Consider the following 23,244-nt stretch of genomic DNA (forward strand, 5'->3'; position numbering starts at 1 on the left):
TTATTCTCGCGTAAAGCTGAAATGGCTGGTCTGGGCATAAACCTCGCCTGGACGTAATATTGCCTGCGGGAAATACGGGTACTCCAACGATCCCGGCCAAATCTGCGGCTCCAGGCAGAAGCCTGCGTGTTTTCCGTAGGGCTTGCCCATCAGGCCGATACAATCATTGGCCATGGTGTTGCCTGCATAGAACTGGACGCCCGGCTCTGTCGTCGAAACGTCGAGGCGAATACCGGAACGAGCACCCACGACCGACGCACATGGGCGCAATGGTCCGCGCGCAGCGGTCAGGCAGAAATTGCTGTCATACTGGACCTGACTGCCGTTCTCCTCGAAGCGAATCGGACGAAAATCCCTGAAATCGTAAGGCGTTTCTTTGACCGGCAGAACACGACCGTCCGGAATGAGAGCATCATCGACGGGCATATAGGCGTCGGCCTCGATCTTCAGTTGGTGATCTAGAATATCGCCCTCGCCGCCATCATCGAGATTGAAGTAACTGTGATGAAGCAAATTGCATATGGTCGGCTTATCGGTCACCGCTTCCAGACGGACAATCAGCGTTCCGTCCCCATTGAGCATATATGTGCAGCTCACATTCAGATTACCGGGGAAACCCATCTCGCCGTCCGAAGCGACAGTCGCAAGCGTCACGAAATCCGGACCGTTTCCGGTTATCTTCCAGACGCGGTTGCCCAACCCCTTGCTGCCGCCATGCAGGTTATGACGGCCCTGAAAGTTCGGTTCCACCTCATAGGTTGTTCCATCCAGGTCGAACCGGGCATTGCGAATACGATTGGCCGAACGACCGGCAATAGCGCCCAGATGCGGTGAGTGAGCGGGATAATCGGCAAAGTCGCGATAGCCGATCACAAGAGGAGCCGTATGACCCTCCATCCGCAAATCCTGAATGGCAGCGCCCCAGCTTATGATCTTGGCCGTCAAAGGGCCGTTGGAGATAGTGAGCCGGTGAACCGCCTGCCCGTCCGGTGCATGTCCGAAGATTTCCGAATTCACGTTTGCCCGCCTGTCAATGATGCAACGATGAGATGCGCATGAAGCCGCATCAATGCGCAGGACGCAAGACACATCATGACCAAATGACGATTTTGAACCAATCTTGATTGAACCTGCAAACAAGTATTTTTCACACTATTTTCTTATTCAAGACAGATGTTATCCTCATCTATAAACTACAGAATATTATCGATAAATACTAAATTAGAGGATTTTAAATGAAATCTAACTTTCAGAAAGTCATGCCCTATATTTTTATTGAAGAAGGTGGCTATGTAGACAACCCTTCTGATCCGGGCGGCGCAACCAACATGGGTATCACCATCGCAACCTTGTCTGCATGGGAGGGACGCCAAGTATCTCCCGACGATGTAAAGGAAATGACGCAGGCGACCGCCACTCAAATCTATCATTCGCAATTCTGGAACAAGATCGACGGAGACAATCTGCCTTCCGGGATCGACTACGCCGTATTCGATTTTTCAGTCAATTCAGGACCAGGGCGCGCGGCAAAAATGCTACAAAGCGTTCTGGGTATGCCCGAAGATGGTGTCATTGCAGCGCAGACGGTCGCGGCTGCAAATATGCGATCCGCTGACGAGGTCATCAACGCGTTGTGCGACGCGCGCGCGTCCTGGCTGGAAGGTTTGTCTACAGCATCAACCTTCGGAAAAGGCTGGCTCGCTCGTGTCGAACGGGTGCGTTCCCGTGCCCTGGCGCTCGCCGCCAATCCGCCGGTTACCCAGCCTGCAGAGCCCGTGAGCGAAATTTCGCCCAAGGCCCGACAGAGTGACATGGCCTTCACATCGGCTTTGAAGCACCCGGAAGCTTTGGGGACAATGGGGAGCGTGGCCTCTGGAATCGCGGCAATTGCATCAGGGAATGGCCCGGTGCAGTACGCCTTGGCAATCGTCATGATAGCTTGTGCTGCCGTAGGTCTCTGGTACTTTGTCAGGCGCGTCAGAAACGAGCCATAGGCGCAGTCGCGATAACTCGGTTTTGAGAATATTTCCAAAGTTCGAGTTTGTCTTTATGTTGCGCTTCGCATGTTGCGCGCCTTATATGCGCTTTTGAAAGCTTGGTGGTTATGAAAGTAATATGACTTTCCCTGTCACCGGAAAAACGCTAGACACGCGCAAACAGTCAGATGTGTGCCAACTGTGGCACCGCCATGAATAAAGGAATCGAAACTTGTCCTCTACTTTTGACAAAGTCGCCGACATCATCGCCGAAACTAGTGAAATCGACCGTGATACCATCACGCCAGATAGCCACACCATCGACGATCTGGGTATCGACAGCCTCGACTTCCTCGACATCGTCTTCGCTATCGACAAAGCTTTCGGCATCAAGATTCCGCTTGAGCAGTGGACCCAGGAAGTGAACGAAGGCAAGGCTCCGACCGAAGAATACTTTGTCCTCAAGAACCTCTGCGCAAAAATCGACGAGCTGGTTGCAGCCAAAAAGGGCTGATCCGGCACATAATATGGCGGTATTGAGGGGTGAACAGAAATGTTCGCCCTGATTCCGTTTCTGATAGTGCGAAATTTTCGCTTGTCAGAGCAGTCGCAGTGTCTGAATCAAATAATCGTCAGACCGTGGCGAAAATGATGATTTTCGAGGACGGGAGCGGAGTGTACTTTTGAGCACAATCCCGAAAAATTGTAGACTTTTCGGGTTAGATTATGCGTCTAGGCAAAGTACACGAGCACCGGAAGCGCAGAAAAGAACCATTGCTATTGCTAGTGCTCTTTTTGATTCCGGCATTTGTCCCGCGCCAGTAACCGAGGGATGCAAATATTGGAATCAGACCACTAGCCAAGGCATTGCGACTTTTGGATCGGACACTCAGTATCGACGGACGAACGGGACTCATGCAGAACAATAAAGTCGTCATCACCGGTATCGGCATCATCTCCTCGCTTGGCGAAGGAGTCGATGTGCATTGGAACGCTTTTTCGAAAGCTGCGGGCGAACCGCGCCTCGAGAAGGAAGCCTTTGCGCCCTACACTGTTCATCCACTGGGCGAAGTGGACTGGAGCTTGCAGATTCCAAAGCGCGGCGATCAGCGCCAGATGGAAACCTGGCAGCGTCTTGGTACTTATGCTGCAGGGCTTGCACTTCAGGATGCAGGCATGAAGGATGACGAGGCGCTTTGTGCAACCATGGACATGGTCGTGGGCGCTGGTGGCGGCGAACGTGACATCACGGTCGACATGCAAATTCTGGATGAAGGCCGCACCCGTAACGATCGCGGTGTCATGTTGAACGAGAAGCTCTCGACCGAGCTTCGTCCGACCCTGTTTTTGGCCCAGCTTTCCAACCTGCTCGCAGGCAATATTTCGATCGTGCACAAGGTGACCGGTTCTTCCCGCACCTTCATGGGCGAAGAAGGTTCCGGCCTTTCAGCCGTTGAAACCGCCGCCGCACGCATCCGCACCGGACAGAGCACGCATGCGCTCGTCGGCGGTTCCTATAACTCAGAACATTTCGATATGATTCTCGGTCACGAGCTTGGCGGACTGCTCAAGCACGATGGCTGGGCGCCGCTCTGGCAGCGTGAAGGTTCGGCAGGCGGCGGGATGATTTCCGGCTCCGGTGGCGTGTTCCTTGTTCTGGAAAGTGCTGACCACGCGGCCAAGCGCGGCGCGCGCGCCTATGCGGAAGTGACCGGCATCGAAAGCGCACAGATCCGGCGGGACAGTGCCGATCTCAAGAACACCATCCGCGAACTCATCCTTGCTGCCAATGGCGGCGAAGACCCGTCCTATGTTGTTTCGGGCGCTTCCGGTGCCCATGAAGCGACCAGCGCGGAGAAAGCCACACTGGACGCTCTGTCAACCGCTTATCGCGGCATTTCAGGCCTGACCGGCCATATGCGCGAAGCACAGTTTCCGCTGGCATTGGCACTTGCAGCCATATCCGTCTGGAAAGGCGAGGCTTTCGCGCCGCTGGATGCATCCGAAAAGGACGCCGGTGGCCCAATCAGCGAAGCAATTGTCACCGTAGTTGGCGCTACTCGTGGCGAAGGTGCCGCAAAGCTGGTGAGAGTATAAGATGACGAAATATACAGACCATCTCGGCCGTCCCATTGTTGCCATCACCGGTGCTGGCGTGGTTTCCTCGCTCGGTCAGGGCAAGGAAGACAACTGGGCTGCATTGACCAGCGGGAAATCGGGCATCCATGCCATCACCCGCTTTCCAACCGACAATCTCAATACGCGTTTCTCTGGAACAGTCGATTTCCTACCCGAAAGCGATGTAGGTGCATCGGCGCTATCTGAAGCACTGGCCCGGCTTGCCGGCGAAGAAGCCCTCGCCCAGTCCGGCCTTTCCTCGACCGATTTCGGAGGCCCGCTTTTTCTGGCGGCTCCTCCGGTTGAACTGGACTGGAAAAGCCGGTTTGCACTTGATGCGACTGTGAAGAATGAAGGCCCGGCGAGCTATCAGCTTCTGCTCGAAGCCTGCCGTCGCGCGCGTCAGGACGCCCTCTTCAACACGACCCAGTTCGGCTATATCGCCGAACGCCTGTCGGAAGCTTTCGGCACGCGCGGCCTGCCGATCACGCTGTCGACCGCGTGCGCCTCGGGTGCGACTGCGATCCAGCTCGGTGTCGAAGCCATACGTCGCGGCGAAAGCGATCGGGTTCTTTCCATCGGAACTGACGGGTCCGTGTCTGCTGAAGCGCTGATCCGCTTCTCGCTGCTGTCCGCCCTTTCCACCCAGAATGAAAAGCCCGAAAAGGCGTCAAAGCCTTTCTCCAAGGACCGCGACGGCTTTGCCATGTCGGAAGGGTCCGGTGCGCTGGTGATGGAATCGCTCGAAAGCGCCATTGCACGTGGCGCAAAGGTTCTGGGCATCCTGGCCGGTTGTGGCGAGAAGGCCGATGATTTCCATCGCACGCGTTCGAAGCCCGACGCCTCGCCTGCCATCGGCACAGTGCGCGCCGCGCTTGCCGATGCAGGACTGACCGAAGATCAGATTTCCTATATCAACGCGCACGGCACCTCGACCCCGGAAAACGACAAGATGGAATATCTGGCGCTTTCGTCCGTATTCGGCGAGCGCATCGAATCCATTCCGGTTTCGTCCAACAAATCGATGATCGGTCATACGCTGACCGCTGCGGGCGCTATCGAGGCCGTGTTCTCGCTTCTGACAATCCAGACGGGCACGCTGCCGCCGACCATCAATTACGACATTCCGGACCCGGCTATTCCGCTGGACGTTGTGCCGAATGTGAAACGCCAGGCGGAGGTTTCCGCAGTCCTTTCGAACTCATTCGGCTTCGGCGGACAGAATACGAGCCTTGTTTTGGCGGCAAATCCGAATTAATCGGTCCGGCAAATACGAATTTTCCCATAATCCCGGACGGTTCACCGTTTCCGGGATTATGTCTTGAAAAGGATTACCTCATGCGCGCTTTGCAGCTTCTCGACGATCGTCGCCTTGAAATCACCGATATCGCACCGCCGCCTGCCCCCGGCATTGGCGAGGTAACGGTGAAGATCAAGGCCGTTGCGCTCAACCACATCGACGTTTGGGGTTGGCGAGGCATGGCCTTTGCCAAGCGCAAGATGCCATTGGTGATCGGTGCGGAAGCTTCGGGCGTCGTCGATGCCGTTGGACCCGGTGTTTCCAACCTGCTGCCCGGCCAGCTCGTCTCGATTTACGGTGCGCGCACATGCGGGCTTTGCCGCGCCTGCCGCGAAGGCCGCGACAATCTGTGCGAACATGTCGGCGGCGTGCATGGTTTCCATCTCGATGGTTTTGCCTGCGAGGCGGTCAACCTTCCAGCGCGCCTGCTCGTTCCAGCACCTCCCGGCGTGGACGCCATTGGCGCAGCCGTTGCGCCTGTAACCTTCGGTACCGTCGAACACATGCTGTTCGACAATGCCAAGCTGGAACCGGGCGAAACCGTTCTCGTACAGGCTGGCGGTTCGGGCATCGGCTCGGCTGCAATCCAGCTTGCCAAGAAAATGGGCTGCACCGTCATCACCACAGTCGGTTCTGACGACAAGATCGAGAAGGCCAAGGCCCTTGGTGCCGATCATGTCATCAATTACCGTGAAGACCGCTTCGAGGGCGTGGTGCGCAAGCTCACCAAGAAGAAGGGTGTGGACGTGGTGTTCGAGCATGTTGGCGCGGATACCTGGGCGGGTTCGATGCTCTGCATGAAGCGCGGCGCACGTCTCGTCACCTGTGGTTCGACCTCCGGCGTCTCCACCAACATGAACCTGATGCAGCTCTTCCAGCAACAGCTCAAGATTCTGGGTTCCTTCGGCTGCCGCATGGAAAACATGGCCGATGCGATGCAGAAAATGGCGCGCGGTATCGTGCATCCGGTCATCGATACGGTGGTCGGGTTCAACGATATCGATACCGCGCTGAAGCGCATGGAAGGCCGCGACGTCTTCGGCAAGATCATTCTAGAGATCGATTGAGCCCGTCCCGTCCATGATGTTCAAGCTGAAACTCCTGCTCTTCCGCTGGTCGCGCAAGCTGAAGCAGTTCAACTACTGGCTCTGGGCTCAGGCCGTATTTCTGCTGCTTGGCCTGTTGCGTTTGTTTCCGGCGAAGGCTGCCATCAGCTTTTCGGCTAAGGTGGCCCGTCTCATTGGGCCACTGACGCCACGCCACAAGGTCGCGACCAGCAATCTGCGCAAAGCCTATCCTGAGAAGAGCGACGCCGAGATCGAAGAGATCGCGCGCGACATGTGGGATTCCATGGCGCGTCTTCTGGCAGAATACATTTTCCTCGATGCCATCTTTGACTTCGATCCCCATGCCACAAAGCCGGGGCTCGTCGAAGTGGAAGGCATTCCGATCTTTGAACGCCTACGCGACGAGAAGAAGCCGCATATCTTCTTCACCGCCCATACCGGCAATTTCGAGCTTCTGCCGATTTGCGCCGCCACGTTCGGCCTGAATGTCACCGCCCTGTTTCGTCCGCCGAACAATCCCTATGTCGCCAAAAAGGTTCTGAAGGCCCGCCATACCAATATGGGCCATCTCGTGCCTTCGAAGGCAGGAGCAGCGTGGGCATTGGCAGGTATTCTGGGCGATGGCGGCAATGTCGGCATGCTTGTCGACCAGAAATTCTCGCGTGGCGTACCGTCGACATTCTTCAATCGCCCGGTGAAAACCAATCCGCTGCTGGCCAAACTTGCACGGCAATATGATTGCGATGTCTATCCGGCGCGCTGTATCCGCCTGCCCGGAGGGCGCTACCGTCTCGAACTCCATGAGCGCATGGAACTGCCGCGCGACGATAAGGGCCAGATTGACATCGACGCCACTGCACAATTGCTCAACGATACCGTCGAGACATGGGTCCGCGAATATCCCGGCCAGTGGATGTGGTTCCACAAGCGCTGGGGATAGGATTTTTGCTGCTCATATGATACGGGCAAGCCACGCTGCTCAATCTTTTATTTCTACGCATTATCCGACGCAAAACCGCTTCGCACTTTTGCTGGAAATGCTCTGGGAGACCATCATGCGCCCTATCGCCATCGCCCCGTCCATTCTGTCCGCCGATTTCGCCCGTCTTGGTGAAGAAGTCGACGCCGTGCTGGAAGCCGGCGCCGATTGGGTGCATATCGACGTCATGGACGGGCATTTTGTGCCGAACATCACTTTCGGTCCGCAGGTGGTGAAGGCGATACGCCCGCGCACGAAGGCTTTCTTCGATGCGCATCTGATGATTGCGCCCTGCGACCCATATCTGGAACCGTTTGCCGAAGCTGGCTGCGATCTCATCACAATTCACGCCGAAGCTGGTCCGCACACACATCGTTCGCTGCAATCGATCCGCGCTCTGGGCAAGAAGGCCGGTCTGGCGCTTAACCCGGCAACACCTGCCGAAGCACTGACGAATGTTATCGAAGATGTCGATCTCGTCCTCGTCATGACGGTCAATCCGGGCTTTGGCGGCCAGAAATTCATTGCGCCGATGCTCGACAAAATCAAACGTGTGCGCGAAATGGTCGGCAACCGCCCTATCGACATTGAAGTCGATGGCGGCATTACGCCGGAAACTGCAGGCTCGGTCGTTGCCGCTGGCGCCAACATTCTTGTGGCCGGTTCAGCGGTTTACAAAGGCAATTCTGTCGAATCCTATCGCGCCAATATCGACGCCATTCGAGCAGCGGCTGAAGCCGCCCGCAAAAATTAGACACCCCTCTTTCTACAGGATGCACCCATGATCCCGCGCTATTCCCGGCCTGAAATGGTCGCCATCTGGTCGCCCGAAACGAAGTTTCGCATCTGGTTCGAAATCGAAGCCTATGCCTGCGAAGCGCTTGCGCAACTCGGCGTCATTCCAAAGGAAGCGGCAAAGACCATCTGGGAAAAGGGTAGCGTGGCGAAATTCGACGTCGCCCGTATCGACGAAATCGAGGCCGTCACCAAGCACGACGTCATTGCCTTCCTGACGCATCTGGCCGAGTTCATTGGTCCTGACAGCCGTTTTGTGCATCAAGGCATGACATCCTCGGATGTGCTCGACACCACACTCAACGTCCAGCTTGTCCGCGCTGCTGATCTGTTGCTTACCGATATGGACCGCGTACTGGCAGCGCTCAAGACCCGTGCTTTCGAACACAAGGACACGGTGCGCATCGGCCGCAGCCATGGCATCCACGCCGAACCGACCACGATGGGCCTGACCTTCGCACGCTTCTATGCTGAAATGCAGCGCAACCGCGCCCGCCTTGTCGCAGCACGCGCGGAGATTGCGACGGGCGCCATATCGGGCGCTGTTGGCACCTTCGCCAATATCGACCCGCGCGTCGAGGAATATGTCTGCGCCAAGCTCGGTCTGGAAGCGGAACCGGTTTCCACGCAAGTCATTCCTCGCGACCGTCATGCGATGTTCTTCGCGACGCTCGGCGTCATTGCGTCGTCCATAGAGAATGTCGCGATCGAAATCCGCCACATGCAGCGGACGGAAGTTCTGGAAGCCGAAGAGTTTTTCTCTCCGGGCCAGAAGGGTTCGTCGGCCATGCCGCACAAGCGCAATCCGGTTCTGACCGAAAACCTGACCGGCCTCGCCCGTCTTGTGCGCATGTCTGTCACGCCAGCCATGGAGAATGTCGCTCTCTGGCATGAACGCGATATTTCGCATTCGAGCGTCGAGCGTGCCATTGGCCCGGACACCACCATCACCCTCGATTTCGCGCTCAACCGTCTGGCTGGCGTCGTCGAAAAGCTGGTGATCTACCCGGACAATATGCTCAAGAACATGAACAAGTTCCGCGGTCTCGTGCACTCCCAGCGCGTGCTTCTGGCACTGACGCAGGCAGGTGTATCGCGCGAAGACGCCTACCGTCTCGTGCAGCGCAATGCCATGAAAGTCTGGGAACACGGCGCGGACTTCCTTGAGGAACTGCTGGCAGATCAGGAAGTGCGCGCGGCTCTCTCCGAAGAACAGATCCGCGAGAAATTCGATCTCGGCTACCACACCAAGCATGTAGATACGATTTTCAAGCGCGTCTTTGGTTGAAGTGCGCTGACCACCCCTCCCTCAGCCCTTCGATCCTTCGACAGGCTCAGGATGATACGCCGTTTTCAACGGCTCCTCAGGGTGAGGGAGGAAGCACGGAAACAGGAAAAAGCCCCATGCTTATGAAAACATGGGGCTTTTTTACATTCTGAAAATCGGCTGTTACGCCTTGGTCTTGATCGTGTTGACCACGTTGCCCCACGGGTCAACAAACGTGCTGTTGTTGCCCCCACGCGTGTCTTCCAACTCAACCCAGCCGAGGCCAGTCCGATCCTCGTCACGCTTGCCCGCACCGGCACTCTGCCAGGCATTGGCAGCGATATGGTGGTGGTAACGCCCGGTGGACATGAACACTGCCCGATCACCATAGGTTTGAACAGTTTCGAGACCGAGTTCATTATGCCAGAAGGTTTCGGCTTCATGGGCATTGCCGACGCGCAGATGAACGTGACCAACCACAGTGTTCTGCGGTGCGCCGTCCCATTCCCCACCCTCGCGCTTGATGACATCGAGCAGATTTCCAACATCGAGCGGATCGGTGGTCATGGCGACGCGGTCGCCATTCCATTGCCACTCATTGTTCGGACGGTCTGAATAGATTTCAATGCCATTGCCCTCGGGATCGGTCAGATAGATCGCTTCGCTCACCTTGTGGTCCGATGCGCCGCTGACCGGCAATTGCTTGTCGATGGCGCGGCGCGACCAGCGCGCGAGGTCTCCTCGCGTCGGCAGCAGGAACGCAGTGTGATAAAGGCCGGCGCTGCGCGGATCGTCCGGCCTGGCGGCCGAAAACTGTTCGATTTCCATCAGTTCGCGATCGCCCGCGCCCAATACAATTGATGCGCCGCGACGGGCCATTTCGCGCAAGCCCACGACATCGCGATAGTATTCGGCCAATGTCTCGGCATCGCGTGCCTTGAGGCCAACGCGGGCCACACGCATCGGCGTTGTCATTGCGAATGGAAGCGGAGCAACCGGACGTTCGGTTTCAACTGCCGTTGCTCTCAAATGCTGTGTCATATCGCCCTCCTTCGACGGCATTTCTGCGCGAGCGGCAAGAATATTAGCCATGACAGCAGTCCCGGCAGCGCCGAGGATCTTACGTCTGCTGATTGTCATGTCATCATCTCCGTCGCATTTCAAATCTTGCCCAAACATCGCCATTTGGGGCGTGTTTCACAAGATCGCGATCAGCGAACAGGCTGTTCATCATTCGCATGCCCTCTATGCAATGCTGACACAACAGGACCGCTTGAAGAAGTCACAAAGCCTCTCTAAATGGGAAGTCATGAAAGTCAAAGACGCAGATATCCTCATCATTCCCGGCTATACCAATTCCGGCCCGGACCACTGGCAGACTCGTTGGGAAAGTAAACTCTCGACCGCGCGGCGCGTCCAGCAGGCGGAATGGACCAAGCCTGTTCGCGAAGATTGGATTGGCGAAGTCGTCAAGGCTGCAAATGCTGCGACGAAGCCTATCGTGCTCGTCGCGCATTCGCTCGGCGTCGCAACTGCCGTTCATGCCATGCCGCATATCCAGCATAAGATTGCAGGCGCATTCTTTGTCGCCCCGCCAGATGTCTCGAACAAAGCTATCCGTCCCAAGCACCTGATGACCTTCGGTCCCTATCCGCGTGAACGGCTGCCCTTCCCGACCATCACGGTGGTCAGTCGCAACGATCCCTTCTCCAGCTTCGAAGCTGCGGAAGATGTGGTCAAGGATTGGGGCGCAATGCTGATTGATGCTGGTGAATCCGGGCATATCAACTCGGAATCCGGACATGGACCGTGGCCGGAAGGCTCGATGGTATTCGCAGAATTCATGACGCAGCTACAGGCGCCGAAGCATCATTGATGCTTATTCAGACTGAATGAAAAAGGCGGGTCACAAGCCCGCCTTTTCTTATTCGTATCTTGCGATGGACTTAGAGCGGTTCCGGTTTAAATGGAATCGTCGGAACCGCTCTATCTATTTGTTTTCACGCATTATCCGACGCATCGAAGCGGGATAAGAAATCAGTCCAGTGGACTGATTTCCCCGCGAAGGCGCTTCGCACTTTTGCTGGAAATGCTCTAGTCACGAACCGCTTTCGTCAGTGTTTCCGCTGCAAGCCGGATATAGCCGCCATCATTGCTGAGCGTCAGGAAGCGGAAGCCGAGCGGAATATAACGGCGCGCAAATTCCGGCGAAGGCGAATAGATGCCTGCGATCTTTCCTGCTGCGGCGGCCTTGCGCGCAATATTGCCGATCGGCTCCACAATCGCATCAGAATTGGGATTGGCCTCTCGCCCGTTGCTCCATGCAATGGAGAAATCAGCCGGTCCCACAAAAACACCGTCAATGCCGCGAACATCCAGAATGGCATCCAGCGCATCATAGGCATCGCGCGTTTCGATCATCGCGAAAGCAAGCGTGTCATGATTTGCGGTCGTCAGATAGTCATTGGAGCCAGGCGCCCCATAATCTGCATTTGCCCTGAATACTCCCCATGAGCGCTCGCCCACCGGCGGATACTTCATGGCGGCTGCAAACCTGCGGGCATCCTCGACAGAATTGATCATCGGAGCGATGACGGCCTGCGCGCCGAAATCAAGGGCGCGGCTCGCCATGTCGAAACGGCCGACAGGAATGCGCACAACTGGCGGCTTGCCAGCATTCAGGATCAGGCCAAGCGAGCGCAGAATGCTCGATTCATCATGTCCGCCGTGCTGCATGTCCAGCGTGACGGCGTCGAAGGCGCTGTGTGCGAGAATTTCAACCGTCAGGGGTTCAGGCAGCGACGACCATGCGGAAAGCACAGTTTCACCGGCGCGAAGGCGCGAAGACAACGACATCCGAATTTCCTTCATTTCATAAGTTCAGGGCGGACATACCACCGGTACCTCCGCCCTGATTCATTCATCAATCCTGCTTCACCTGACGAACGGCTTCCTCAAGGAAAGCGAACATCTTTTCGCGGATTGCTTCATCGTTTACGCTAACGCTCGCCGCGTCGAAATCAGCGCGAATTTTGCGGAAAACATCCTCATCACCAGCTTCCTCAAAGTCAGCGGCAACGACTTCCTTGGCATAGGCTTCGGCGTCCGCATCCTTCTTGCCAAGCTGGTCAGCGGCCCAGAGTCCCAGAAGCTTGTTGCGGCGTGCCTCCGCCTTGAAGCGCAGTTCCGCATCAAGCGCGAATTTCTTTTCAAAAGCGTCGCGGCGATCATCCATGCCAGTGGTCATTCATTAAGCTCCCAGACTTCCAAGTTAGAAGAGATCGTCATCCGTTCTCTTGCCTAAAGCTGGCAAGGGGCGCAAGATTATACAAGAGCTAAAGACTACTTTCTTGCGACTCATGCATAAACTTCGATCAGAAACATCGAAAACGGGGGAACGGGCACAAAGCAGGATTGTTAAAAGCCCACAATTGCTATAGGTAGCCCGCGAGAATAGCGGCTTCGAGCCGATCACCATAAATATGGAAATCCGAGAAAAGCCATGAACCGTCGCCGCCGTATTTACGAGGGCAAGGCCAAGATTCTTTATGAAGGCCCTGAACCCGGTACGCTCGTCCAATTTTTCAAAGATGACGCAACCGCTTTCAATGCAAAGAAGCATGAAGTCATCGACGGAAAAGGCGTGCTGAACAACCGCATTTCTGAACATATTTTTACCCAGCTCAACCGCATTGGCATCCCAACGCACTTCATCCGCCGCCTCAACATGCGTGAGCAGTTGATCAAGGAAGTGGAAATCATTCCGCTTGAAGTGGTTGTGCGCAACGTCGCAGCCGGTTCGCTTGCCAAGCGCCTTGGCCTTGAAGAAGGCACCGTCCTGCCGCGCTCGATCATCGAGTTCTACTACAAGGCCGACGCGCTCGACGACCCGATGGTCACCGAAGAGCATATCACGGCCTTCGGTTGGGCAAGCCCGCCGGAAATCGACGATATCATGGCGCTCGCCATCCGCGTCAACGACTTCCTCACCGGCCTGTTCCTCGGCATCGGCATCCAGCTTGTCGACTTCAAGATGGAATGCGGACGTTTGTGGGAAGGCGACATGATGCGCATCGTCGTCGCCGACGAGATCTCGCCGGACTCGGCACGTCTTTGGGACATCACCACCAATGACAAGCTCGACAAGGACCGTTTCCGCCGCGATATGGGCGGACTGGTCGAGGCCTATCAGGAAGTGGCACGCCGTCTCGGCATCATGAACGAGAACGACACGCCTCGCCCAGCCGGCCCCACGCTTGTAAAGTAAAATGATCCGCCCAGCCCGAAAGGGCATGATCCCGAAAAGTGGACACGGTTTTCGGATAGGATCATGCCAGAATAAGCCTTTCGGGCTGTTTCATTCGTTCTAAAATTGCAGGAACTATAGAGTGATCAAGGCACGCGTCACCGTTACACTGAAAAACGGCGTTCTCGACCCGCAGGGCAAGGCCATTGTCGGCGCGCTCGGCAGCCTCGGTTTCGACGGCGTCAACTCGGCCCGTCAGGGCAAGGTTTTCGATCTCGAACTGAATGGCTCCGACAAGAGCAAGGCCGAAGCCGACCTGAAGGCCATGTGCGAAAAGCTGCTCGCCAACACAGTGATCGAAGACTATTCCATCGCCATCGCCTGAGCCCAGTAAAGGAAGCAGACGCCATGAAATCCGCAGTCATTCTCCTTCCCGGTCTCAATCGTGATCGCGACATGATCGCGGCGCTCACCAAGATTACCGGGCAGGCTCCGGTAACCGTCTGGCAGACCGACACCAGCATTCCCGACGATGTGGACCTGATCCTGATTCCGGGCGGCTTCTCCTATGGTGACTATCTGCGTTGCGGCGCAATTGCAGCCCGTATGCCGGTGATGCAGGCCGTTCGCGAGAAGGCCGATAAGGGCGTCATGGTCATGGGCGTTTGCAACGGTTTCCAGATCCTCGTCGAAGCCGGGCTCCTGCCGGGTGCATTGATGCGCAACGCTTCGCTGAAGTTCGTCTGCCGCGAAGTGAAGCTTGAAGTAACCAACGCCAACACGTCGTTCACGCGCGGCTACAAGCCGGGCCAGATCATTCGCTGCCCGGTCGCGCATCATGACGGCAATTATTTCGCCGACGCCGAAACGCTGAAGCGCATCGAAGGTGAAGGCCAGGTTGTGTTCCGCTACGCCGAGGGCACCAATCCGAACGGATCGGTCAACGACATTGCCGGTATCGTCAATGCACGCGGCAATGTGCTGGGCATGATGCCGCATCCGGAAAACCTGATCGAAGCAGCCCACGGCGGTGACGACGGTCGGGCGCTTTTCGCAGGTGCGCTCGGCATCGCGGCGTAAGCTAGCAAATTGATAAACGGAAAAGGCGGCTCCAATCGAGCCGCCTTTTTTGTTGCGCTTGTTTCGCCGCAAAACTGCACTGGCAAAGCAACAGATTTCGTGGCAGCTTGGCTTCGGGAGGGTCCCAACGGCAGAGGAAGCGTCGGGATCGCCCCATATTTGTTTCATGCGCTATCCAAGCAAGAGAGTTCACATTTTTGCTGGAAATGCCTCGCACATTTTAGCGATAACGAATCAGGGGAACTTCATTCATGCAGCTTTATTCACGCCCTCTTTCCCCTTACTCGGCCTTTGTCCGTGGGGTTCTTTACCTGAAGGACCTGCCATTCAAGCCGATGAACCTGCCCTACCCGTTTCCGGCCGATTTCGGCAATGTCACGCCACTCCGCCGCGTACCGGTACTGATTACCAGCTCCGGCGAGACGCTGTTCGAGGGAGCGGTGATCGCCGAATATCTTGAAGACCATTTTCCGGAAGTATCCGTACTGCCCGGCACGCCGCGCGAACGCGCACTCGCACGCCTGTTGGCCCGCGTGACAGAACTGGAAGTGCTTGGACCGGCGATGAAGCTGTTCGTCCTGCTGAGCAAACCAGAACGCGACAATGCCAGCATCGAGCGTCTGTTCGACAAGATGCATACCGGCCTGAAAGTGGTCGAAAGCCGTCTCTCGGACAAGGCCTATGCGGCTGGAGACGAACCAACCCTTGCAGATTGCTGGCTCTTGCCGGTGCGCTTTCTGATGGAGCCGTTGAAGAAGCTCTCGGGCAGAGCAGATTTGCTGGACGAATTCCCGAAATTCGATGCATATGCAGTAAAGGCAAAACAGCACCCGGTTTTTGAGCGCATCTGGAACGAGATGAGCGACGGACTGAAGGCTTTCATGCCGCAACTTGCCTGACATATTCCTCCCGCCCACCTCTCATGCGTGCCTTTTTGAAGGCGCGCACTATCGGAGCCCCCCCTTGAAGACCAAGACTTTCGCTCTTCTGGCCCTCCCGGCCATTGCATTGCTTGCAGCCTGCACTTCCAGCAAGCCCACGGGGCCCATCGCCGTCGACGCCAGCAAGGCGGCACTGCCAACCATGGAGCGCATCGCGCTGGCAGCAAATAGCTGCTGGTTCAAATCCAAGGACAAGGATTTCCGTGGCTATACGCTTGCGCCGGAACTGAATTCCTTTACCGGACGTCCGCGCATTCTGGTCGTTCCTGCCCGTAATCCGGCATCACGTCCGCTGCTCGTCGTGCACGCTCAGGGCAATCCGGCACGCGTCGAGGCCTTCGGACCCATGATGCAGGAAAGCCATGGCGGCCGGATCGCCGCCGACGTCAACCGCTGGGCTTCGGGCCAGAGCGGCTGCCAGTAAAACCAGAGCATGTCGCGGAAAAGTGGAGGCCAGTTTTCCGCGACATGGTTTAACGCAGATGAAATCGCACTTTGCGCGCTTCGCGCTCTGCCTCTTCGCGCTGCAGTCCGATATCGCGCAACTGATCGTCTGTCAGTTCACTCAAGGCGATCCGGCTGCGTCGTAGCATCATTCGATAAGACACCCAGTCTAAAAAGCGGCTTATATATCCGACTTGTGGCCGGGAGGCCGTTGTCAGATTGACCTGCAATCCTTTTGGCAAGTCTGTGATGCTATCTGCCACCGGAACGGGGAGAATTGTATCTATTGTCTCGGTCTGCGGTCTGAAGTAGAACATTGGCTCGGTCCATTTCATTGCCAGTTGGGCCAGTTGGGAGCTGGGAAGCAGTCGAGGCAAACCGTATGTTTGGCTCGATGTCTGCATTGTCACCAAGTAGCGACGAATTGACTCTATAATTGACTTGGCAATAGGTACAATTTATAAGTTGTCACCATGACAAATTGGATTCCAGACCTTGCCGGTAAATCCGGTCCGTTTTACCTGCAGCTTGCCGATGCCATCGAAGAGGCAATCGGGAATGGCGGATTGCCAACGGGCACCAAGTTGCCACCGCAACGCAATCTGGCATTTGACTTGAAGGTAACAATCGGTACAATCGGTCGTGCCTATGCCCTGGCCCATGAGCGTGGCCTTGTGACAGGCGAAGTCGGTCGCGGAACCTATGTCCTGGGCGAAGAACCTGCAGACAACGCGCTCACCGCCTCCGGTATCGCTGGTACAAAGCCCGCCGATGTTCCCTCGGGGAAAATACGTTTCGACACGACTGCTGCTCCGGATGTCGGCCAGCACGAAGTTCTGGCCAAAATCAACGCCGACGTTCACCGGGATTTTCCGCAGGATATTGCGAGCTATTCGCGTTATTTTCCGCAACACTGGCTGGAAGCCGGGCAAAAATGGCTTTCGCGAGCGGACTGGCGGCCGGATCTCGACAACATTGTCGTCACCAATGGTGCACAGGCTGCAAGCATTGCCATCATCACGGCTTTTACGAATCCAGGTGATCGCATCCTGTTCGAAAATCTCACTTATGCGCAGATCAGCCGCTCCGTGCGCCTTCTCGGGCGCCGTACCATTCAGGCAAGTCTCGATGAATATGGTCTGATCCCGGAAGAATTCGAACGCGCCTGTCGCCAGCAGCATCCGACACTCGCCTTTCTGATGCCCACACTGCACAATCCGACACTATCTGTCATGCCGGAAGAACGGCGTCGCGCAATCGCCGACATAGCAAGGCGTTACAATGTCTGGCTGATCGAAGACGATATCTATGGTGTCATGTGCGACAGCCAGATTCCACCCTTGGCAAGTTTTGCGCCTGAACGCACATTCGTCGTCTCTGGCCTGTCGAAAGCCGTTGCGGCTGGGATACGCAGCGGCTGGGTCGCCTGCCCTGCGCATTGTGCTCAACGTGTGAAGGTCACGCACAAGATGGTCACAGGCGGAGCAGCATTCCTGCTCGCCGAAACCGGTGCCCAGCTTGTGTTGTCCGGCGAGGCCGACGCCATTCATGGCAAATGCCGTGCAGAAACCGTTATGCGTGAGGAAATGGCCCGCACAATCTTCAGCGGTTTCGATTTCGTTTCCAAACCCACCATTCCATTTCTCTGGATGGGTTTGCCGGAACCATGGCTTTCGGGAACCTTCAAGGCCGCGGCCTATGAAAGCGGCATTCTGATCGATGACGAGGACGAGTTCAAAGCGGGCCGTGTCGAGCAGGTCTATCACCGGGTTCGCGTTGCCTTTTCCTCGCCCGCCGATCGCGAAGTGGTCGAGAACGGCTTTTTGACCCTGCGGCGACTGCTCGAAAACGAACAAGCGGGATATGAAGGCAGTGTATGACGGACTTGGTTTCGTTTTATCGTAATTGATATACGATTGAGGCTGGGAAAGCGGTATTTTCCTGTCGCGCTTCCAACAGAGTTAGGTTAAAGAGGCCCCTTGAAACCTTAGATGCCCAGCCTTCGGCGGAAGGTTTTTGGGTGCCACAGCCTGCGACGGGGTTGCCCATTTCCATGACTATTTCCAATAAGCGCGACATCACGCCGGAACTCATCGAATCCCACGGCCTCAAGCCGGACGAGTATCAGCGCATTCTTGAACTGATCGGACGCGAGCCCACCTTCACAGAGCTTGGGATTTTCTCGGCCATGTGGAACGAGCACTGCTCCTACAAGTCTTCCAAGAAATGGCTTCGCACGCTTCCGACAACCGGACCACGTGTTATTCAGGGTCCCGGCGAAAATGCAGGCGTGGTGGACATCGGTGATGGCGATTGCGTCGTCTTCAAAATGGAAAGCCACAACCACCCGTCCTATATCGAGCCCTATCAGGGTGCGGCAACCGGCGTCGGCGGCATTTTGCGCGACGTTTTCACCATGGGCGCGCGTCCGGTTGCGGCGATGAACGCGCTGCGCTTTGGCGAACCTGACCATCCGAAGACCCGTCACCTGGTATCCGGCGTCGTGTCCGGTGTCGGCGGTTACGGCAATGCCTTTGGTGTACCGACCGTTGGCGGCGAAGTGAACTTCGACAAGCGTTATAACGGCAACATTCTGGTCAATGCCTTCGCTGCCGGTCTTGCCAAACATGATGGCATCTTCCTGTCAGAAGCCAAGGGCGTCGGCCTGCCGGTCGTCTATCTGGGTGCCAAGACGGGCCGCGACGGTGTCGGCGGCGCAACCATGGCATCAGCTGAATTCGACGAGTCGATCGAAGAAAAGCGCCCCACCGTTCAAGTCGGCGATCCCTTTACCGAAAAGTGCCTGCTCGAAGCTTGTCTTGAGCTGATGGCCTCCGGTGCGGTCATCGCCATTCAGGATATGGGTGCAGCCGGTCTCACCTGCTCGGCTGTCGAAATGGGCGCCAAGGGCGACCTCGGCATTGAACTCATTCTCGACCATGTTCCCGTCCGCGAAGTGAACATGACGGCCTATGAAATGATGCTTTCGGAAAGCCAGGAGCGTATGCTCATGGTTCTGAAGCCGGAGAAGGAAGCTGAAGCGCAGGCGATCTTCCGCAAGTGGGGTCTCGACTTCGCCATTGTCGGCAAGACCACCGACGATCTGCGTTTCCGTGTCATTCATCAGGGTGAAGAAGTCGCCAACCTGCCGATCAAGGATCTGGGTGACGAAGCGCCGGAATATGATCGTCCGTGGATGGAGCCGGGCAAGCACGCACCGCTTCCCGCAAGCAACGTGCCGCAGGTGGAAGACTATTCGGCAGCACTTCTCAAGCTGATCGGTTCGCCGGATCTTTCGTCCCGTCGCTGGGTCTATGAACAGTATGACACGCTCATTCAGGGCAACTCGCTACAGGTTCCCGGCGGCGATGCCGGTGTGATCCGCGTTGAAGGCCATGAAACCAAGGCGCTCGCCTTCTCGTCGGATGTGACGCCGCGCTATTGCGAAGCCGATCCGTTCGAAGGCGGCAAGCAGGCTGTGGCCGAATGCTGGCGCAACATCACCGCGACCGGCGCAGAGCCGCTGGCTTCGACCGATAACCTGAACTTCGGCAATCCCGAAAAGCCGGAAATCATGGGCCAGCTCGTCAAGGCCATCGAAGGCATTGGCGAAGCCTGCCGCGCACTCGATTTCCCGATCGTTTCGGGCAATGTCTCGCTCTATAACGAGACCAACGGTCAGGCCATCCTGCCAACGCCGACCATTGCCGGTGTCGGCCTCATTCCAGATTGGTCGCAAACAGCCAAGATTGGCGGCATGCAGGACGGTGATACGCTGGTTCTGCTTGGCGGCGACGGCACGCATCTCGGCCAGTCGGTTTACCTGCGCGATCTGTTCGACCGTGCCGATGGCCCTGCCCCTACTGTCGACCTTGCGCTTGAAAAGCGTAACGGCGAGTTCGTCCGTTCGGCTATCCGCAACGGTCAGGTTACGGCCTGTCATGACCTCTCCGATGGCGGTCTGGCGATTGCCGTTGCCGAAATGGCGATCAAATCCGGCAAGGGTGCAGAACTCGATGCGGGCGACGGCCTGCCGCACGCAGTCCTTTTCGGTGAAGATCAGGCGCGCTATGTCGTCGCGGCCACGGCGGAAATGGCAAAGCTCATTGCCCTCAATGCCGAAGGCGCAGGCATCCCGTTCCGTGTACTCGGCACCGTTGGTGGTGACCGCTTGAAGATAGGCAGCATTGTTGATGTCAGCGTTGCCGATCTGACTGACGCCTTTGAAGGCTGGTTCCCCGGCTTTATGAGTGGCGAACCGGTTAGCGATAACTGATCGTATTTCTTGCACCTGAACTCTTTGTTTTACGCATTATCCGACGCATCGAAGCGGGATAAGAAATCAGTCCAGTGGACTGATTTCCCCGCGAAGGCGCTTCGCACTTTTGCTGGAAATGCTCTAATTGCCGCCCGGATGGAAACCCCGTCCGGGCGGTTTGCTTGTCGGCTATTTAAGCGTTAGACAGATGTTTGTTGACGTTCCACGATGGTGCGTTACGATTCGATAAAATGATAAGAAGATGCCGGAAACGGCGGGAGATTTTACATGGCTATGGACGCACATGAGATCGAAAAACTGATACGCGAAGGAATTCCCGACGCAAAGGTGACGATCCGCGACCTTGCCGGAGACGGAGATCATTATGCCGCCGAGGTGGTCGCGGAAAGTTTCCGTGGCAAGTCCCGTGTGCAGCAGCACCAGATGGTCTATGATGCGCTGAAGGGCAATATGGGCGGCGTGCTTCACGCACTCGCCTTGCAGACCGGCGTACCGGAATAACGGAAGGCCGTTTGGGGGAGCCCCATTTCGACGAGCAAATCCTGCTGCGGCAAGATGCTGCTCCCCTGAATACGGATTTCTTAAGCATTTAACTTGCTTTCGCCCGAACAGGGTGGTTACCAGCATACAAATGACTATATTGGGGAAGACCTCCCAGTTTACGCCGAAATTTGCCTCGGCGTATTTGTTTAGCGCATAATCCTGTCCGAAAAGTCAGGCAACTTTTCGGGATTGTGCTTGGAAAGGACCGCAAATGACCGGCATCAACGATTTCATCGACAATGAAGTAAAGACCAACGACGTCGTGCTTTTCTTGAAGGGCACGCCAGGTTTCCCGCAGTGTGGTTTCTCCGGTCAGGTGGTCCAGATCCTCGACTATCTCGGCGTGGATTACAAAGGCGTCAACGTCCTGTCCTCTGATGAACTCCGTCAGGGCATCAAGGAATACTCCAACTGGCCAACCATTCCTCAGCTCTATGTGAAGGGCGAATTTGTCGGCGGCTGCGATATTGTGCGCGAAATGTTCCAATCGAACGAATTACAGGCGCTTTTTACCGATAAGGGTATTGCCACCAAGGCTGCTTGAGGATTAATTGCCGGTTATACGGTTTTATTAGCCTCACCTTTTTTCCAAAGGCGCCGTTCTACGGCGCCTTTTGCGTTTGCTAGATGCTTCAACGACAGACTTCCATCTGTCGGCTTCTGCTTTCTAAATTTTGTCGTTCGCATCGTGTCTTTCAGACGCGATGCGTCACTTTGCCAAGGAATGCCAGTCATGCCGCTCGACATCAAGAACGGTTCCCCGGACCAGAAGGCCTCCATGCGTGGGCGTGGAGAATTCATCGCGCTCATTGCAGCGATCATGGCCATCAATGCGCTGGCAGTCGATATCATGCTGCCCGGCTTGCCGCAGATCGGTGCAAGCCTTGGCATCCAGTCCGAAAATCATGTCCAGTTCGTCATCACCGCCTATCTGCTCGGCTTTGGTGTTTCGCAACTGTTCTATGGACCGCTGAGCGACCGCTTCGGTCGCAGGCTGCCGCTGTTCGGCGGGCTCGTCATTTACATTCTGGCAGCTCTGGGAGCGGCCATCGTTACCGATTTCACGACGCTTATCATCCTGCGCGTACTCCAAGGGCTTGGCGCTGCCGCCACCCGCGTGATTGCGGTATCCGTGGTCCGCGACAAGTTCGCCGGCCGTCAGATGGCTGAGGTCATGTCGCTCGTCATGATGGTTTTCATGATCCTGCCTGTCGTTGCACCTGCAACTGGCCAGCTCATCATGCTTTTCGGCGAATGGCACCTGATCTTCCTGTCTATGGCCGTCATGGCGCTTGCCGTCGGTATCTGGGCCTTTTTTCGGTTGCCAGAAACGCTGCCGGCGTCCAATCGTCGTCCATTGACCGTAAAGAGTGTGATCGGTGGATTCGGGATCGTTCTTTCGAACCGCGTCGCCCTGTTCTACATGCTGGGCACATCGTTCATCCTCGGCGCGCTGTTTGGCTACATCAATTCGGCGCAGCAGATCTTCGTCGATATTTACAAGCTCGGCGCCTTGTTCCCATTGGCTTTCGCCGCTGTTGCCATGACACTGGCGCTTGCCTCATTCATGAACTCGCGTCTGGTCGGCCGCTACGGCATGCGACGCATTTCCCAAACCATGCTGCTGGTCTTCACCGGGTTCAGCCTTTTGTGGATGGTTCTCTCAGCCACGATGGAGGGCCCGGTTCCCTTCCCGATCCTGATGGCGATCTATATGACCATCATGTTCTCGTTCAGCCTTGTGACCGCCAACTTCAATGCGCTGGCAATGGAGCCGCTCGGTGAGGTTGCAGGGACGGCCTCCTCCGTTCTGGGCTTTGCCCAAACCGTGATCGGCGCGGCATTGGGCGCTATCATCGGCCAGGCCTTCGACGGCACAACCACGCCGGTCGCAACCGGCTATTGCGTGCTCGGATTTGTCGCCCTCGGCTGTGTGCTGATAGCCGAACGCGGCCGGTTGTTCAGGGTGCAGAACCCGCCCGCCGAACACGTAATCTAATTATACATCAGGAATAAACAATCAAAGCCCGCTCATAGTTAGCGGGCTTTTCTTATGCCATACACATGCTATCAGTTGGTGTTTCGGGAGCAAAAGCAGAACGCGCCGGCCAGCAGGCGCATCGGGGAGGATAAGCCACCCCGACTTTGGCAAGAGCTTTGCTCTCGAACCGGAGTGACACAAATGGGTTTCATACCCGTGAGTATCACG

General features: G+C 56.4%; 24 protein-coding genes. 19 read left to right on the forward strand and 5 right to left on the reverse strand.

Annotated features, from left to right (window positions below):
- Entirely contained in the window at positions 1–1,017 is a 1,017-nt protein-coding gene (locus tag FIB18_RS04600) for an aldose epimerase family protein (RefSeq protein WP_140019643.1), read from the reverse strand.
- A gap of 218 nt (positions 1,018–1,235) precedes the next feature.
- Here FIB18_RS04600 and FIB18_RS04605 point away from each other — a divergent pair, with 218 nt between their 5' ends.
- From FIB18_RS04605 to purB, 8 genes are all read left to right on the forward strand, one after another.
- A complete protein-coding gene (locus tag FIB18_RS04605; RefSeq protein WP_140019644.1) occupies positions 1,236–1,994 on the forward strand; it encodes a glycoside hydrolase family 108 protein in 759 nt (252 codons plus the stop codon).
- Positions 1,995–2,208: 214 nt separating this feature from the next.
- Complete coding sequence (locus tag FIB18_RS04610; RefSeq protein ID WP_007874646.1) at positions 2,209–2,490, forward strand: acyl carrier protein; 282 nt, start codon at positions 2,209–2,211, stop codon at positions 2,488–2,490.
- 401 nt (positions 2,491–2,891) lie between these two features.
- Complete coding sequence (locus FIB18_RS04615; protein ID WP_140019645.1) at positions 2,892–4,073, forward strand: beta-ketoacyl-ACP synthase; 1,182 nt, start codon at positions 2,892–2,894, stop codon at positions 4,071–4,073.
- A gap of 1 nt (position 4,074) precedes the next feature.
- Positions 4,075–5,352, forward strand: a complete 1,278-nt coding sequence (locus FIB18_RS04620) for a beta-ketoacyl-ACP synthase (protein ID WP_140019646.1) — start codon at positions 4,075–4,077, stop codon at positions 5,350–5,352.
- A gap of 80 nt (positions 5,353–5,432) precedes the next feature.
- The gene (locus tag FIB18_RS04625; RefSeq protein ID WP_010661217.1) at positions 5,433–6,461 is read left to right on the forward strand and encodes a zinc-binding dehydrogenase; all 1,029 of its coding nucleotides are present in this window, start codon (positions 5,433–5,435) and stop codon (positions 6,459–6,461) included.
- Positions 6,462–6,474: 13 nt separating this feature from the next.
- Positions 6,475–7,401 (forward strand): lipid A biosynthesis lauroyl acyltransferase, encoded by a 927-nt coding sequence (locus FIB18_RS04630; RefSeq protein ID WP_140019647.1) that lies wholly within the window; start codon positions 6,475–6,477, stop codon positions 7,399–7,401.
- 115 nt (positions 7,402–7,516) lie between these two features.
- Positions 7,517–8,194: a ribulose-phosphate 3-epimerase gene (gene rpe, locus FIB18_RS04635; protein WP_140019648.1), complete on the forward strand. Its 678-nt coding sequence runs from the start codon at positions 7,517–7,519 to the stop codon at positions 8,192–8,194.
- A 27-nt stretch (positions 8,195–8,221) separates the two neighbouring features.
- Positions 8,222–9,523 carry an adenylosuccinate lyase gene (purB, locus tag FIB18_RS04640; RefSeq protein WP_140019649.1) on the forward strand — a complete coding sequence of 434 codons (1,302 nt, stop codon included), beginning with the start codon at positions 8,222–8,224 and terminating at the stop codon, positions 9,521–9,523.
- A gap of 162 nt (positions 9,524–9,685) precedes the next feature.
- On the opposite strand, the gene FIB18_RS04645 is transcribed toward purB, so the two are convergent.
- Positions 9,686–10,642 carry a VOC family protein gene (locus tag FIB18_RS04645; protein WP_407921841.1) on the reverse strand — a complete coding sequence of 319 codons (957 nt, stop codon included), beginning with the start codon at positions 10,640–10,642 and terminating at the stop codon, positions 9,686–9,688.
- A 169-nt stretch (positions 10,643–10,811) separates the two neighbouring features.
- On the opposite strand from FIB18_RS04645, the gene FIB18_RS04650 reads away from it, so the two are divergent.
- The gene (locus tag FIB18_RS04650; RefSeq protein ID WP_140019650.1) at positions 10,812–11,378 is read left to right on the forward strand and encodes an alpha/beta hydrolase; all 567 of its coding nucleotides are present in this window, start codon (positions 10,812–10,814) and stop codon (positions 11,376–11,378) included.
- 218 nt (positions 11,379–11,596) lie between these two features.
- Here the strand turns inward: FIB18_RS04650 and FIB18_RS04655 are convergent, their stop codons facing one another.
- Complete coding sequence (locus FIB18_RS04655; RefSeq protein WP_174977396.1) at positions 11,597–12,364, reverse strand: HpcH/HpaI aldolase family protein; 768 nt, start codon at positions 12,362–12,364, stop codon at positions 11,597–11,599.
- Positions 12,365–12,425: 61 nt separating this feature from the next.
- Positions 12,426–12,749: a DUF1476 domain-containing protein gene (locus tag FIB18_RS04660; RefSeq protein ID WP_140019652.1), complete on the reverse strand. Its 324-nt coding sequence runs from the start codon at positions 12,747–12,749 to the stop codon at positions 12,426–12,428.
- A gap of 255 nt (positions 12,750–13,004) precedes the next feature.
- On the opposite strand from FIB18_RS04660, the gene purC reads away from it, so the two are divergent.
- From purC to FIB18_RS04690, 5 genes are all read left to right on the forward strand, one after another.
- A complete protein-coding gene (purC, locus tag FIB18_RS04670) occupies positions 13,005–13,769 on the forward strand; it encodes a phosphoribosylaminoimidazolesuccinocarboxamide synthase (RefSeq protein WP_010661209.1) in 765 nt (254 codons plus the stop codon).
- A 121-nt stretch (positions 13,770–13,890) separates the two neighbouring features.
- A complete protein-coding gene (gene purS, locus FIB18_RS04675) occupies positions 13,891–14,133 on the forward strand; it encodes a phosphoribosylformylglycinamidine synthase subunit PurS (protein WP_061345423.1) in 243 nt (80 codons plus the stop codon).
- 23 nt (positions 14,134–14,156) lie between these two features.
- Positions 14,157–14,828, forward strand: coding sequence for a phosphoribosylformylglycinamidine synthase subunit PurQ (gene purQ / locus FIB18_RS04680; RefSeq protein WP_140019653.1), 672 nt, complete (start codon positions 14,157–14,159; stop codon positions 14,826–14,828).
- 251 nt (positions 14,829–15,079) lie between these two features.
- On the forward strand, positions 15,080–15,727 hold the full coding sequence (locus FIB18_RS04685; protein WP_140019654.1) for a glutathione S-transferase family protein: 648 nt from the start codon (positions 15,080–15,082) through the stop codon (positions 15,725–15,727).
- Positions 15,728–15,791: 64 nt separating this feature from the next.
- Positions 15,792–16,193 carry a hypothetical protein gene (locus tag FIB18_RS04690; RefSeq protein ID WP_140019655.1) on the forward strand — a complete coding sequence of 134 codons (402 nt, stop codon included), beginning with the start codon at positions 15,792–15,794 and terminating at the stop codon, positions 16,191–16,193.
- Positions 16,194–16,242: 49 nt separating this feature from the next.
- Here FIB18_RS04690 and FIB18_RS25330 read toward each other — a convergent pair whose 3' ends face one another.
- Complete coding sequence (locus FIB18_RS25330) at positions 16,243–16,617, reverse strand: DUF1127 domain-containing protein (RefSeq protein WP_328596135.1); 375 nt, start codon at positions 16,615–16,617, stop codon at positions 16,243–16,245.
- A 69-nt stretch (positions 16,618–16,686) separates the two neighbouring features.
- Between FIB18_RS25330 and FIB18_RS04700 the strand changes: the two genes are divergently transcribed.
- The 5 genes from FIB18_RS04700 (at position 16,687) to FIB18_RS04720 (ending at position 23,034) form a co-directional block, all read left to right on the forward strand.
- A complete protein-coding gene (locus FIB18_RS04700) occupies positions 16,687–18,093 on the forward strand; it encodes an aminotransferase-like domain-containing protein (protein ID WP_140019656.1) in 1,407 nt (468 codons plus the stop codon).
- A 173-nt stretch (positions 18,094–18,266) separates the two neighbouring features.
- The gene (gene purL, locus FIB18_RS04705; RefSeq protein ID WP_140019657.1) at positions 18,267–20,489 is read left to right on the forward strand and encodes a phosphoribosylformylglycinamidine synthase subunit PurL; all 2,223 of its coding nucleotides are present in this window, start codon (positions 18,267–18,269) and stop codon (positions 20,487–20,489) included.
- 270 nt (positions 20,490–20,759) lie between these two features.
- The gene (locus FIB18_RS04710) at positions 20,760–20,993 is read left to right on the forward strand and encodes a BolA/IbaG family iron-sulfur metabolism protein (RefSeq protein WP_140019658.1); all 234 of its coding nucleotides are present in this window, start codon (positions 20,760–20,762) and stop codon (positions 20,991–20,993) included.
- Positions 20,994–21,246: 253 nt separating this feature from the next.
- Positions 21,247–21,579, forward strand: coding sequence for a Grx4 family monothiol glutaredoxin (grxD, locus tag FIB18_RS04715; protein WP_140019659.1), 333 nt, complete (start codon positions 21,247–21,249; stop codon positions 21,577–21,579).
- A 189-nt stretch (positions 21,580–21,768) separates the two neighbouring features.
- Complete coding sequence (locus FIB18_RS04720) at positions 21,769–23,034, forward strand: multidrug effflux MFS transporter (protein WP_140019660.1); 1,266 nt, start codon at positions 21,769–21,771, stop codon at positions 23,032–23,034.
- Positions 23,035–23,244 lie beyond the last annotated feature (210 nt).

It is taken from the genome of Brucella pecoris (assembly GCF_006376675.1).
Classification (GTDB): domain Bacteria; phylum Pseudomonadota; class Alphaproteobacteria; order Rhizobiales; family Rhizobiaceae; genus Brucella; species Brucella pecoris.